Annotated in this window: 10 protein-coding genes; 5 read left to right on the forward strand and 5 right to left on the reverse strand. The window is 66.4% G+C overall.

Features of this window, described 5'->3' with window-relative positions:
* Window positions 1–3: 3 nt before the first annotated feature.
* From N2602_RS26820 to N2602_RS26830, 3 genes are all read left to right on the forward strand, one after another.
* A complete protein-coding gene (locus N2602_RS26820; RefSeq protein WP_260379944.1) occupies window positions 4–1,452 on the forward strand; it encodes an aldehyde dehydrogenase family protein in 1,449 nt (482 codons plus the stop codon).
* Between the two features lie 113 nt (window positions 1,453–1,565).
* Window positions 1,566–3,107: a galactarate dehydratase gene (gene garD, locus N2602_RS26825; protein ID WP_260379945.1), complete on the forward strand. Its 1,542-nt coding sequence runs from the start codon at window positions 1,566–1,568 to the stop codon at window positions 3,105–3,107.
* A gap of 188 nt (window positions 3,108–3,295) precedes the next feature.
* Window positions 3,296–3,565, forward strand: coding sequence for a hypothetical protein (locus N2602_RS26830; protein ID WP_246572062.1), 270 nt, complete (start codon window positions 3,296–3,298; stop codon window positions 3,563–3,565).
* 55 nt (window positions 3,566–3,620) lie between these two features.
* Here the strand turns inward: N2602_RS26830 and N2602_RS26835 are convergent, their stop codons facing one another.
* The 3 genes from N2602_RS26835 to N2602_RS26845 all read right to left on the reverse strand — a co-directional run bounded on the left by N2602_RS26835 (window position 3,621) and on the right by N2602_RS26845 (window position 6,096).
* Window positions 3,621–3,974, reverse strand: a complete 354-nt coding sequence (locus N2602_RS26835) for a hypothetical protein (RefSeq protein WP_212260264.1) — start codon at window positions 3,972–3,974, stop codon at window positions 3,621–3,623.
* 277 nt (window positions 3,975–4,251) lie between these two features.
* Complete coding sequence (locus N2602_RS26840) at window positions 4,252–4,845, reverse strand: DUF2147 domain-containing protein (protein ID WP_172785265.1); 594 nt, start codon at window positions 4,843–4,845, stop codon at window positions 4,252–4,254.
* Between the two features lie 222 nt (window positions 4,846–5,067).
* Window positions 5,068–6,096 carry an NAD(P)/FAD-dependent oxidoreductase gene (locus N2602_RS26845; protein ID WP_172785266.1) on the reverse strand — a complete coding sequence of 343 codons (1,029 nt, stop codon included), beginning with the start codon at window positions 6,094–6,096 and terminating at the stop codon, window positions 5,068–5,070.
* A gap of 182 nt (window positions 6,097–6,278) precedes the next feature.
* Here N2602_RS26845 and N2602_RS26850 point away from each other — a divergent pair, with 182 nt between their 5' ends.
* The gene (locus tag N2602_RS26850; RefSeq protein ID WP_172785267.1) at window positions 6,279–6,746 is read left to right on the forward strand and encodes a thioesterase family protein; all 468 of its coding nucleotides are present in this window, start codon (window positions 6,279–6,281) and stop codon (window positions 6,744–6,746) included.
* 28 nt (window positions 6,747–6,774) lie between these two features.
* Here the strand turns inward: N2602_RS26850 and N2602_RS26855 are convergent, their stop codons facing one another.
* Together N2602_RS26855 and N2602_RS26860 are read right to left on the reverse strand one after the other, a co-directional pair.
* Complete coding sequence (locus tag N2602_RS26855; RefSeq protein ID WP_008143731.1) at window positions 6,775–7,095, reverse strand: 2Fe-2S iron-sulfur cluster-binding protein; 321 nt, start codon at window positions 7,093–7,095, stop codon at window positions 6,775–6,777.
* 165 nt (window positions 7,096–7,260) lie between these two features.
* Complete coding sequence (locus N2602_RS26860) at window positions 7,261–7,635, reverse strand: Hpt domain-containing protein (protein ID WP_260379946.1); 375 nt, start codon at window positions 7,633–7,635, stop codon at window positions 7,261–7,263.
* A 396-nt stretch (window positions 7,636–8,031) separates the two neighbouring features.
* Between N2602_RS26860 and N2602_RS26865 the strand changes: the two genes are divergently transcribed.
* Entirely contained in the window at window positions 8,032–13,740 is a 5,709-nt protein-coding gene (locus tag N2602_RS26865; RefSeq protein ID WP_260379947.1) for a negative regulator of septation ring formation, read from the forward strand.
* The last annotated feature ends 257 nt before the right edge of the window (window positions 13,741–13,997 follow it).

The raw sequence follows: 13,997 nt of genomic DNA on the forward strand, positions 1-13,997 counted from the left end.
AAGATGACAGCAATCCTGAAGAACTTCATCGGCGGCGAATGGGTCGACGGCTCCGGCATCACCAGGAACATCAACCCCTCCAACACCAATGATCTCGTCGGCGAATACGCCAAGGCCGACAAGGCGCAGACCGAGAAGGCCATCGCCGCCGCGAAGGCCGCCTTCCCCGCCTGGTCGCAGTCGACCCCGCAGGCGCGCTTCGACGCGCTGAACAAGATTTCGCTCGAGATCCTCGCCCGTAAGGAAGAGCTCGGCCGCCTGCTCGCGCGCGAGGAAGGCAAGACCCTGCCTGAAGGCATCGGCGAGGTCGCCCGCGCCGGCCAGATCTTCGCGTTCTTCGCCGGCGAAGCGCTGCGCCTGATTGGCGAGAAGGGCGCTTCGGTGCGTCCCGGCCTCGACGTCGAGCTCACCCGTGAGCCGGTCGGCGTCATCGGCATGATCACGCCCTGGAATTTCCCGATCGCGATCCCCGCCTGGAAGATCGCGCCGGCGCTCTGCTACGGCAACACCGTCGTGTTCAAGCCGGCCGAGCTGGTGCCCGGCTCGGGGCACGCGCTGTCCGAGATCATCACCCGCTCCGGCATTCCCGCGGGCGTGTTCAATCTCGTCGTCGGCTCCGGCTCGGTGGTCGGCCAGACCCTGCTCGAGCATCCTGACGTCGCCGCGATCTCCTTCACCGGTTCGGTGCAGACGGGACGCAAGATCGCGCAGGCCTGCGTGCTCTCGAACCCCATGAAGAAGTTCCAGCTCGAGATGGGCGGCAAGAACCCGTTGGTGGTGCTCGATGACGCCGACCTCAAGACCGCCGTCGAGGTCGCCGTCAACGGCGCCTATTTCTCCACCGGCCAGCGCTGCACCGCCTCGTCCCGCCTGATCGTCACCGAAGGCATCCATGATCGCTTCGTCGCGGCCGTGGCCGAACGCCTGAACAGCCTGTCGGTGGACGATGCGCTCAAGGCCGGTGTGCATATCGGCCCCGTGGTCGACCAGAGCCAGCTCGACCAGGACCTGCGCTACATCAAGATCGGTCAGGACGAAGGCGCCAAGCTCGCTTTCGGCGGCGAGCTGCTGAAGCGCGAGAATCCCGGCCACTACCTGCAGCCGGCGCTGTTCACCGAGGCCAACAACAACATGCGCATCGCGCGTGAGGAGATTTTTGGTCCGGTCGCCGCCGTCATTCGTGCCAAGAACTACGAGGAGGCGCTTGCCATCTCCAACGATACCGAGTTCGGCCTCGCCTCCGGCATCTGCACCACCAGCCTGAAATACGCCTCGCACTACAAGCGCAACAGCGAGTCCGGCATGGTGATGGTCAATCTGCCGACCGCCGGCGTCGACTATCACGTGCCGTTCGGCGGCCGGAAGGGCTCGAGCTACGGCGCCCGAGAGCAGGGCTCCTACGCACGCGAGTTCTACACCACGGTGAAGACGGCTTATACGTATCCGGGTTGAGATATCGTAGGGTGGGCAAAGCGAAGCGTGCCCACCGCTTACGCTCGGTGTGAAGACGGTGGGCACGGCGCGTTGCGCCTTTGCCCACCCTACGACTTCTGAGGCAAGCGCAGATGGACCAGGACGTCGCAGCGAAAGAGCAACCCCGCTACATCAAGCTCAACGAGCGCGACAATGTCGCGATCGTGGTCAATGATTTCGGGCTCCCCGCCGGCTCGCGCTTCGCCAGCGGCCTGACGCTCCGCGCCTTCGTGCCGCAGGGACACAAGACCGCGCTGGTCGACATCGCCGAAGGCGAACCGATCATCCGTTATGGCGAGATCATCGGCTACGCGCTGTCGCCGATCCTGGCCGGTGAATGGGTGGACGAGGCGCGCATCCGCATGCCGGAGGCCCCTGCCCTCGACAAGCTCGAGATCTCCACCGCCGTCCCCGCGCCGCTGCCGCCGCTCGAAGGCTTCACTTTCGAAGGCTACCGCAACCCGGACGGCTCGGTCGGCACCAAGAACATCCTCGGCATCTCCTCCTCCGTGCAATGCGTCAAGGGCACGATGGAGTATGCTGTGAAGCGCATCCGCGCCGAGCTGTTGCCGAAGTACCCCAACGTCGACGACGTCGTGCCGCTGACGCATGCCTATGGCTGCGGCGTCGCCATCACCGCGCCCGACGCTGTCGTGCCGATCCGCACCCTGCAGAACCTCGCGCTCAACCCCAATTTCGGCGGCGAGATTCTCGTCGTCGGCCTCGGCTGCGAGAAGCTCGCGCCCGAGCGCCTGGTGCCGGAAGGCGTGAATGACGCCATCGTGCGCATGCAGGACGAGGCCTTCGACGGCTTTGGCGCCATCGTCGATGCGATCATGACCCAGGCCGAGGCACGCCTGAAAGTTCTCAACACCCGCAAGCGCGAGACCTGCCCGGCCTCAGATCTCGTCATCGGCCTGCAATGCGGCGGCAGCGATGCCTTCTCCGGCGTCACCGCCAACCCCGCCGTCGGCTTCGCCGCAGACCTGCTGGTCCGCGCCGGCGCCACCGTGATGTTCTCGGAAGTCACCGAGGTGCGCGACGCCATCCAGCTGCTCACCCGCCGCGCCATCAACGAGGACGTCGGCCGCGCGCTGGTGCGCGAGATGGCCTGGTACGATTCCTATCTTGCCCGCGGCGGCGCCGACCGCAGCGCCAACACCACGCCGGGCAACAAGAAGGGCGGCCTTGCCAACATCGTCGAGAAGTCGCTGGGCTCGATCGTCAAGTCCGGCTCGAGCGCGATCGCCGGCGTGCTCTCGCCCGGCGAGAAGGCGACGCAGAAGGGCATGCTGTTCGCGGCGACGCCCGCAAGCGACTTCATCTGCGGCACGCTGCAGCTCGCCTCCGGCATGACGCTGCAAGTCTTCACCACCGGCCGCGGCACGCCCTACGGCCTTGCGGCAGCGCCGGTGATCAAGGTCGCGACGCGCAGCGAGCTCGCACGGCGCTGGAAGGACCTGATCGACTTCGACGCCGGCAAGATCGCAACCGGCGAGAAGACCATCGAGGAGACCGGCTGGGACCTGTTCCGCCTGATCCTCGACGTCGCCTCTGGCCGCACCAAGCCGTGGTCGGATCGCTGGGGCATCCACAACGACCTTACACTGTTCAATCCCGCGCCGGTGACCTGAGACCGCAAGCGCCTTTCGCGAAACCGTCCGGAAATATTGACGCGGAAAACTTCTTCCGCGTTTCGTCCCTTCGCATCAAGCAATCAATATCTGCGCCGAAGGCAACGGGATTGTTCGCGCACGAGCGAACCTGTCGCGGCACCGCGGCGACCAAACCTCCGATTGACATTTTCCACGGAGATTTTCCAATGCGCGTTCTCTCGATGATTGCCGTTGCCGGCGCCATGATTGCGAGCTCGGCCGCCGCGTTCGCCAGCGAGCTTCCCTCTTACGAAGTGACGTCGTTTCCGATCACGGCGACGCAGGTGCAGGTGCTCGGCGGCGCCGGCGTCGAGGAGCAGTCTGCAAGCCCTGCGATGACCGTCGCCGGCATGCCGGCCTCGCCGGTGCAGGTCTCCGTGCTGTCGCCGCGGATCAAGCAGCTCGCGAGCGCGGGTTCGAACAAACAGGCGCACTAAGCTCGCCTTTGTCATTCCGGGTTCGGCGCCGCGCGCCGACCGGAATGACGCGCGTCTACGTCATGCTGCCCGGCATGAAGCAGCGCACGCGCGGATGGCCGTCGACATAGTGCTTCCACACCATGGTGCGGCCGATCTTGTTCGGCACGGTGATCACGGCGCCGTCGGGCACCACGACCCACTCCTCGTCGATGCGCACGCGGTAGCGGCCGCGATCGGACTCCCAATCGACATCGGCGATGACATAGCCGTCGGCATCCGAGCAGCATTGCCCGAATTCGCTATGCAGACTCTCGAACCAGGGCTTTAAGGGCGAGTTGGCGAAGCGGCCGTCGTCGCGCGCCAGCGCCGAATGCGTCAGTACCGTCAGCCCCAGCAGCACGGCGGCACACTGTCTTGCAGGTCTCATGTGGTCTCCGCGATCGAAGTGATCACCGCGGGGCAAACGCTGCCGTCCGCCCTCCGCATGGTGCGCGGGCGTGGAGACGGCGACTCGCTCCCCCAGCAGCTTTGCCAACAGCTATGCAAATCCAGCGCCAGCGCGCATTCCGGGGAACTACTGGCAAGGTTCCGAGGCGCATTCGCCCTTCGGCGAAGGTGGTCGCACAGGCTGGAGATCCGGTGGCGGGGAAGGCCCCTACGCCAGGGCGAGAGCTATTGAGGCCGCGCAGTGCCGGCCTGCGCCCTTATTGCTTCGCCGGCGCCATTGTGGCACCGCCCTTCTTCGCCGCGGGCGCGGGTTGCTTCGCGGCTGCGGCCTGCGCCGGCAAATATTTTGCGACGATGGCAGGATCGACCTGCGCGATGTAGGCATCCGGCAGGCGCGTCCAGGTCTCGTCCTTGCCGAGCAGCGCGATGCCGAGATAGCCGCGCAGCGTCAGGGTCTGGCCGTCGGGGCTGACCCGCATGTTGGCCTTCCAGATCTGGCCGTCGCGCGGATTGAGCACGTTGCCGCCCTCGTACTTCAACCCTTCGCGCTTCATGTTGCGGACGAAGGAGATGCCGAGCACCGGCGCGTTCTTGCGATCGTCGGTGCACTTGGAGCAGACCTCGTTCGGATCGTCGGTCGGCCGCGGGAAGGTCTTGGCGATCACGCCTTCGAACACGCCATTGCGATCAATGAAGAGAAACCATCCGACCGTCTTGCCGTCTTCGACCTTCTGCCAGAGGCCCGCCGCCGTGGGCTCGGCGGTCTGCGCCGCGCACGGCCTCACCATCGCGAGTGACAATGCGAGCGCGAGGAAGGAGAGCAGCCGAGAGCTGGAAACGAGAGTCCGCATTATCATCACCTTGCTGAGCCAATCACCTTGCTGAGCCAAGACTTCGTTGAGCCAAGACTTCGTTGGGCCAAGACTTCGTTGGGCCAAGACCTTGCTAAGCCAACACTTTGCTAAGCCAAAAACCTGGCCAAGCCCACGACCGAGATGGCCGCAGACTACGGCGATTTCGCGAACGGTTCCAGCACCAGAAACATGGGGCATCGCCGCCCCGGAACGCTTCCGTCAGTTGACACCGAGCTTCTTTTGCAGGCTGGAGGACGAGGTCGTGTACTGGAACACGAGCCGCTTCTCCGGATAGACATAACGATGGGCTTTTTGCGACATCAGCGCGCCCTCGTGGAAGCCGCACAGGATCAACTTGATCTTGCCGGGATAGGTGTTGATGTCGCCGATCGCGAAGATGCCTGATACGTTGGTCTCGAACGCGGATGTCTCGACCGGCACCAGATTGTTCTCCAGCGCAATGCCCCAGTTCGCGACCGGGCCGAGCTTCATGGTCAGCCCGAAGAACGGCAGCATGGTGTCGCAGGCGATTTCGGTGATGCTGTTGTCGTTGCCCTTGACGGTCGCGCCGGCGAGCTTGCCGTCGGCGCCGGAGAGCGCGGTGACCTGGCCGAGCCGCAGATCCATCTTGCCGCCGGCAACCAGCGCGCGCATCTGCTCGACGCTGTGGGGCGCTGCGCGAAACTCGTCGCGCCGATGCAGCAGCGTGATGCGCTTCGCAATCGGATGCAGATTGAGCGTCCAGTCGAGCGCGGAATCGCCGCCGCCGACGATCAGCACGTTCTTGTCGCGGAACGTCTCCATCTTGCGCACCGCGTAGTGCACCGAAGTACCTTCATAGGCCTCGATGCCCGGCACCGGCGGACGCTTGGGCTGGAACGAGCCGCCGCCAGCCGCGATCACCACCACCTTGCATTCGAACACCTTGCCGGCATCCGTGGTACAGCGAAACAAGGGATCGCCGATCTTCTCCACGGTCTCGATCATCTCGCCGAGATGGAAGGTCGGATGAAACGGCTTGATCTGCTCCATCAGCGCGTCGGTCAGCCCCTGCCCCGACACATGCGGAATGCCGGGAATGTCGTAGATCGGCTTTTCCGGATAGAGCTCGGCACACTGGCCGCCGACCTTGTCGAGGATGTCGACGAAGTGCGCCCTCATGTCGAGAAGGCCGAGCTCGAAGGCGGCGAACAGACCGCACGGGCCGGCGCCAATAATCAGCACATCGGTTTTGATCACGTCGCTCATGTCGTCTCTTTATCGGTCGTTATCGGTTGGACGGCGCCCGTTGGGCAGAGGTGACCCTGCCTGTCTAGCCAACGGGGATGGAACAGGGAAGGCATAAAAGCGGGTTCGCCCCACAGCCGCGCCCACTTGCCGGGCCAGAATAACTGGGCTGTAACGAGCATGGATATGACGGAGATCAACCGGTGAACGCACCAGCCCGCCTCGACACGACCCCGCACCTCGAGGACTTTCCGTTTCGCCTCAGCGACAACGTCCGGTTCGGCGACTTGGACCCGAACCAGCACGTCAACAACGCGGTCTACGCCACTTATTTCGAGACCGGCCGTGTCACGCTGATGAAGCTTCCCGAATACGGGCTGACCCCGCCGGGCCTGGCCTGGATCATGGTGCGGCTCGACATGCACTTTCGCGCCGAGCTGCACTGGCCGAGCACGATCGAGCTTGGCCTCGGCGTGGTCAAGCTCGGGCGAACGTCGGTGACATTCGAGCAGGTCGTGTTCTCGAACGGCACGTGCATTGCGTCGGCGACGTCGGTCGGCGTCCTGCTCGACGAGGCCACGCGGCGACCCGCGCCGCTGACCGCAGAGGTGATCGAGAAGCTCAGACCCTGGCACAAGCGCGGCATCGAGGTCGCGCCGCCGAGCATCTAGTCTACTTGGTTAGCCTGCTTGGAGACGATCAGGCCTGGCGCTCGGGCGTCGCCACGACGAGACCGTCGAGCTCGTCGGAGACCTTGATCTGGCAAGACAGGCGCGAATTCGGGCGCACGTCGAAACCGAAGTCGAGCATGTCCTCTTCCATCGGCGTCGGGCTGCCGACCTTCTCGCGCCAGGCTTCGTCGACATAGACATGGCAGGTCGCGCAGGCGCAGGCGCCGCCGCATTCGGCCTCGATGCCGGGAATGCTGTTGCGGATCGCAGCTTCCATCACGGTTGCGCCGTTCTCGATTTCCACCGTGCGGGTTTCGCCCTTGTGGTCGACAAAGTGAATCTTGGCCATGTGTGCTCGTGCTGCCGCGGTGCTTTGAATGAAGGAGGGTCCCGGCTGTCCTATAACGGGTCGATCAGCCCGGCGCCATAGCGTTTTGTTGCGAATTGAATCCCGCTTTGCGGGAAGAAAACGCGTCAAAACAAGCGACTAGAGCCCGGCTGCGGCCGTATCGGCTCAACGCTTCAGCATCGCCGCGATGGCGGCGCGAGCCTCGGCCACCGCCTCTTTCAGCGCGGCCAAGGCATGGGGCCGGCCATGGCCGGTCCGGATCGCAGTCTCCAGGCTGGCTGCGGCATCGGCCACCGCAAAGGCGCCGATCCCGCGCGCCGAGCCCTTGAGCTTGTGCGCGAGCGCGCCGGTCTCGGCCGGCAACGCTGTCATCGCCGCGAGCAGACGGGCCGCCTGCTCCGCGAACATGGCCAGCACTTCCTGCTCCAGCTCGGCATCGCCGAGCGTCATCCGGGAGAGGTGCTCGAGGTCGAGCGGGCTGTCGATCGGCGCAAGCGGGGGCGAGGGCATCCAGTCCATCCGTTGCAGTTCAGGCGTCATGGCGCAGGCCCCGGCATCGCGCGACGGCCGCCGGTCCGGCGGTCAGGTTCCCCTCACCCAAGCATGGAAATGGTTAACGAAATGTTTGGGGAAATTGACGCAGATCCGCCGGATTATTGACGAAAAGTTGCCGCAATCCGCCGAGTCCAGTGGAGAATTGCATTGATTGCTAAGGCGTTACGGCCCGATGCTGTTAACGATGATTAAGAATGTCTTAATCGCGGGCATTTCATTCGCGACGCTCTGCCAATAGGATGTTGCAGAAATTGGCGGACAAGCCGTTCGGGTGGGGACGGCTCGGAGATCCGCGCAAGCGGCATGATCCGGTCTGTGGGCTTGCGCCGCGCGCAGGGCTCGCGGGGGGACGCGTACAAGTAACGAGGGCTCGGACTGAACATGGCGAACACTCCGAAAAAGGTCAAAGACCCTACAGAAGTTGCGCTTTCTGCGATTCAGGAAGCCCTGAACATCAGCGACACGGCGGCCGATACCAGCCGCAACGCCGCGATGCGCAACGAAACGGCGCCCCCGGCGCCGCCAGCCGCGCCACCGGTGTTCGACGATCCGAACTTCGAGCCGCGCCCCGCCGCCAACGAACGGTCGACCGTGTTCGACCCGGTCGAGGAGCCGCGCACCGCGCGCCGTCCCGCCAATGACGACCGCGAGACCATCGGTCAGTTGCTCCAGGCGCTGCAGAAGGGCCGCCCTGCCCGCAGCGTCTACACCTTCGCCACCATCTTCGCCGGCATCTGGCTCGCCGCCTGCGCGGCGCTGACCGTCGGCTTCCTGCCCTCGATCCAGGCTGCCATGGGCCAGAGCGGCGGCGTGCTCGTCATCGCCGGCCTCGTTGCGATGTTCTTCGCGCCGATCATGCTGTTCTACTTCCTCGCCAGCCTCGTCTGGCGCGGCCAGGAAATGCGCATGATCGCGCAGGCGATGGCGCAGGTCGCGATCCGCTTCTCCGAGCCGGAAGGCTCGGCCGCCGATTCCATGGTCACCGTCGGCCAGGCCATCCGCCGCGAGGTCGCGGCGATGGGCGACGGCATCGAGCGTGCGATTGCGCGCGCCGGCGAGCTCGAGACGCTGGTTGCCAACGAGGTCGCCGCGCTCGAACGCGCCTATTCCGACAACGAGGTCCGCATCCGTGCCCTGCTCCAGGACATCGCGCATCAGCGCGACAATTTGGTCGGCCAGGCCGAGCAGGTTCGCAGCGCCATTTCCGGCGTGCAGATCGACCTGCGCCACGACATCGCGCTGATCTCGGACGCGATCGCCTCCCGCGTCGACGAGGTCGCCAAGTCCATCACCGGCGCGCTGGAAGAGCGCGGCGCCCACATCACCCAGGCGCTGAGCAACGCCGGCGACAACATGATCCTGGCGCTCGGCGAGCGCGGCGGCGACCTGCTCGACCGCCTCGAGGAAGCCAGCAACGAGACCACGCGCGCCGTGCTCGACGCCAGCGAGCGGCTGACCACCAGCCTCAACTTCAAGACCGGCCACGTCCACGACGAGTTCGTCGACCTCGCCGACCGCGTCCACGAGATGCTGAACGAGCGCATCGACCGCATCACCGGCGAGTTCGAGCAGCGTTCCGCCGCGATCGTCGACGGCATCTCCGAGCGCACCGAGCAGGTGCACGACAGCCTGAAGAACTCGTCGGACTCGCTGCTGCTCGAGCTCGAGCTGCGTTCCAACGACATCTCCGCCAAGATCGACGACGCCGGCAACCGCCTCGCCGGCCAGATCATGACGAGCGGCGACAAGGCCAGCGAAGCGCTCGACGCCACCGTCAACTCCCTGGTCGCCAAGGTCGTCAGCCAGACCGAGACCGCGCACGATTCGCTGTCGCTGCAGATGAGCGCGTTCGACGAGCTGGTGAGGAACCAGGGCACCGAGCTGGTCGAGAAGTTCGCCCGCGACTCCGGCACGCTGGGCGCGCTGATCACCCGCCACATCTCCGAGTTCGACCGCACCGTGAAGACCTTCGGCGGCGAGATCGTCGACCGCATGGGCCAGCGCACGCAGGACATCGCTGAGACGCTGAAGACCTATGTCGACAATTTCGACACCCGCTTCACGTCGAACGGCGGCCAGATCACGGCGGTGCTCGACCAGCGCCTCGCGCAGTTCGAGACCACGATCGGCGAACGCGTCGGCAATATCGACGCCTCGCTGAACGGCAAGATCGCCAGCCTCGACGGCACCATCGAAGGCCACATCAGGACCTTCGACGAACAGCTCGTCGGCCGCGTCGCCGCGCTCGAGCAGTCGTTCGACGGCCGCGCGAAGTCGATGACCGAAACCATCGACGGACGCATCAACACGCTGGCGACGTCGCTGACCGACGGTGCCGCGCAGGCCATCCAGTCGATCGACTCGCGCCTCACCCACCTCACGACCTCGCTGACCGGCGGCGCGTCGCAGGCCATCGAAACGATCGATGCACGCCTCAATCACCTCACGACGTCGCTGACCGATGGTGCGTCGCAGACGATCCAGTCGATCGACACCCGCTTGACGCACCTCACGACGACGCTCACCGGCGGCGCGACGCAGGCGCTCGAATCCATCGACGCCCGTCTCACCTACCTGACCACGTCCGTGACCAACGGCGCCTCGCAGGCCGTGCAGTCGATCGACACCCGCCTGACGCTGCTGAGCTCGACGCTCACGGACGGCACCGCGCAGGCGATCGAGGCCGTCGACCGCCGCATCACTGGCGTCGCCGAGATCATCGACGGCCGCAGCACGCATCTGACCGACACGGTCACGGCACGCTTCCAGGAGATCCAGCAGGCCATCGAGACCAAGGTCGGCTCGGTCGCCAGCGACATCGACGTGCGCGTGGCGCAGTTCGAGGACCTGCTCGGCTCGCGCGTCGAGGCCGTCGCCGGCCGCATTGAAAGCAGCGGACGCCAGGCCAGCGAGGACATGATGTCCCGCGCCGAGATGATCTCGACCGCGATCCGCTCGCATGTCGAGGACGCCGAGCGCTCGCTCACCAATCTCGTCGTCAACACCAGCGAGACGATCCAGACCGGCGCGCGCACCGCCCAGCAGTCGCTGCTGACGGTCTCCTCCGACGTCAACGCCCAGCTCAAGATGACCTCCGCCGAGGTCGAGCAGGCGCTGACCGCGGTCGGCACCGGTGCGGCGAACTCGATCCTGACCAGCGCCCGCGAAGCGCAGTCGACGCTGGTCGCGGCCTCGGGCGAAGCCTCCACCCAGATCAAGGGGCTCGCGGCCGACGTCGAGCGCACGCTGTCGGCGGCGGGCTCCGCCACCGCGGCCTCGATCCTGGCCGGCGCCCGCGAGGTGCAGATCACCCTCGTCACCGCGTCGTCGGATGCGGCCAACCAGGTCAAGACGCTCACCGCCGACGTGCAGCGCTCGCTGTCGATGGCCGGCACCGCCACCGCGGAGTCGATCACCGCCGGTGCCCGCGATGCGCAGAGCACGCTGATCGCGGCCTCGACCGAGACCGCCAACCAGATCAAGGCGCTGTCCTCGGACGTGCAGCGTTCGCTGACGATGGCGGGCACCTCGACGGCCGAGACCATCATGAGCGGCGCCCGCGAGGCCCAGAGCACGCTGGTGACGGCGTCCTCGGACGCGGCGAGCCAGGTCAAGTCGCTCGCGGCCGAAGTGCATCGCTCGCTCTCGCAGGTCGGCCAGTCCACCGCCGAGACGATCACCACCAGCGCCCGCGACGCCCAGAGCACCCTGCTCGCGGTCTCGGCCGAGCAGACCAGCCAGGTCCGTTCGCTCGCGGCCGAGATGCAGCGCGCGCTGGCGACCGCCGGCGGCGCCACCATCGAGGCGCTCACCAGCGGCGTTCGCGAGGCCCAGGGCACGCTGATCTCCGCCTCGACCGACGCGGCGAGCCAGATCAAGTCGCTGACGACGGATATCGAGCGCACGCTGACCGCGGTCGGCGCCGACACCGCCTCGACCATCCTCAACAGCGCGCGTGAGGCCCAGATCTCGCTGACCTCGACCTCGGCCGACGCCGCGAGCCAGATCCGCACGATCTCGACCGAGATCGAGCGCACGCTGAGCGCGGCCACCGCCAACGCCACCAACGACATCCAGACCAGCGCGCTCAACGCCCAGAACGCGCTGATCTCCGCCTCCAACGAGGCGAGCTCGCGCGTCAAGTCGAGCTCGGCCGACGTCGAGCGTTCGGTCCTCGCCGCCAGCTCCAGCTTCGGCCAGGCCATGACCGGCAAGACCGACGAGATCGTCACCTATGTGCAGCAGCAGGCCGACCGTCTGTCGAACATGATCGACGCCAAGCGCGGTGCGCTGGTCGACGCGATCGGCACGAAGACGAGCCAGCTCACGCTCGACATCGACCGCGTCACCTCCGACGCGCTGAAGTCGATCGAGACGCGCGGCCAGGCCTTCTCGCAGACCATGATGGGCAACGGCTCGGAAGTCGCCCGCACCATCAACGCCGCGAGCGAGGTCGCCACCAGTGCGGTCAGCAAGTCGCTCAAGGATCTCGAGCAGTCGTCGCGTTCCGCGATCGACCAGTCGCGCCAGGTCTCGATTGCGGCCGTCACCGAGATGCAGGAGACCAGCAAGATCCTGCGCACCGACACGGTCGCCCTGTTCGAGCGCCTGCGCGAAGGCAACATCCTGCTTCAGGAGGTGCTGACCGGTGCGCACGACAACCTCAACTCGCTCGAGCGGGCGCTGGTGACCCGCGTCGCCGACTTCGTCTCGGCGATGAACGACGTCACTTCGCGCAACGGCGCGGCGACGCAGAACCTGGAAGAGCAGCTCAACGTCTTCAACAGCAAGACCACGAAGGCGCTGCAGGATCTCGGCGAGCTGTCGACCCAGTTCGACAAGCACGGCCAGGCGCTGGTCGAGGCCGCCCAGGTCGTAGAGCAGAGCAACAAGAACACCACCGCCTCGCTCGCCGAGCGCAAGCAGGCGCTGGAATCGCTCGTCACCACGATCGACCTGCGCACGGCCGATCTCGACCAGCGGCTGTCGCGCTTCACCGGCCTGCTCGATGAATCGCTGGCGGCTGCCGAAGAGCGCGCCCGCGACATCGCCCGCGTCGTCGCCGAGACCGCCGGCGCCGGCTCGGCTGCGATCACCCGCCAGTTCGAGGCGGTGCGCGCGGCATCCGAAGAGGAGCACCGGCAGACCATCGAGGCCATGCACGACATCTACCGCCAGACCACCGATGAGGCGGATGCGATGTTCAAGCAGTCGACCGAGAAGTTCACCAACCTCGTCGCCAGCATGAAGCAGATGGCTTTCGAGATGCACAACGAGCTCGAAGCCACCCGCAACGAGCTGCGCCGCGGCGTGCTCGAGATGCCGCAGGAGGCCGCCGAGAGCACGGCGCAGATGCGCAAGGTGATCGTCGACCAGATCGAGGCGCTCGCCGAGCTCAACCGCATCGTGGCCCAGCACGGCCGCGGGCTCGACGTCACCACGGCGGGCCGCGCCAGCGTGCAGCGCCAGGAAGAGCCGGTGCTGGCCGCCGTCGGCAGCCGCGCGCCGGAGACCCGCATGCGCGACATCGGCAGCGCTTCGACGCTGCCGCCGCCGGACCTCGGCATGCCGGCCGCGCGCCGCACCGAAGCGCCGCCGGTCGCGCCCGGCAACAACGACCAGAACCGTGACGGCTGGCTGTCGGACCTGCTCAACCGCACGGACGCCAACCAGGGCGCTCCGAACGGCCGTGAGGCTCCCCGTGGCCGTGCTGCTGCCCCTGCACCGCAGCCGCAGGCCCCGCAGGCGAGCAGCAATCCGCTGGAATCGCTGTCGCTCGACATCGGCCGGCTGATGGACCGCAACCTCGCCGCCGAGATGTGGGACCGCTACCAGCGCGGCGAGAACAAGGCCTTCACCAAGCGCCTCTACACGCCCGCCGGCCAGAAGGCCTTCGACGAGGTCGCCCGCAAGTACCGCGCCGACCGCAACTTCAAGGGCACGGTCGACCGCTACGTAGCCGAGTTCGAGCGCCTGCTCGACGAAGTCGCCCGCGACGGCCGCGGCCCGCAGGAGCTGCGCAGCCACCTGATCTCGGAGACGGGCCTGGTGTACACGCTGCTAGCGCACGCGGCGGGCCGCCTGGGGTAAGCGGCCGATAGCAACGAACAGCGAAAGAAAACGGAGGCCTCTCGGCCTCCGTTTTTGTTTGAGTGCGTCATCCGCGCTCTCGTGCCCCGGACGCAGCGCAGCGCTTCTTTAGCGGTGCGCTGCAGAGCCGGGGCCCACGCGGCATCGTACGGTGTGGCTTTCTGGGTCCCGGCTCTGCGCAGCAACGCCAAGAGCGTTGCAGCGCGTCCGGGACACGGGTCGCAAGCTCGTCATTGCGAGGAGCGAAGCGACGAAGC

Origin of the sequence: Bradyrhizobium sp. NC92 (genome assembly GCF_025200865.1) — a bacterium.
Lineage (GTDB): Bacteria > Pseudomonadota > Alphaproteobacteria > Rhizobiales > Xanthobacteraceae > Bradyrhizobium.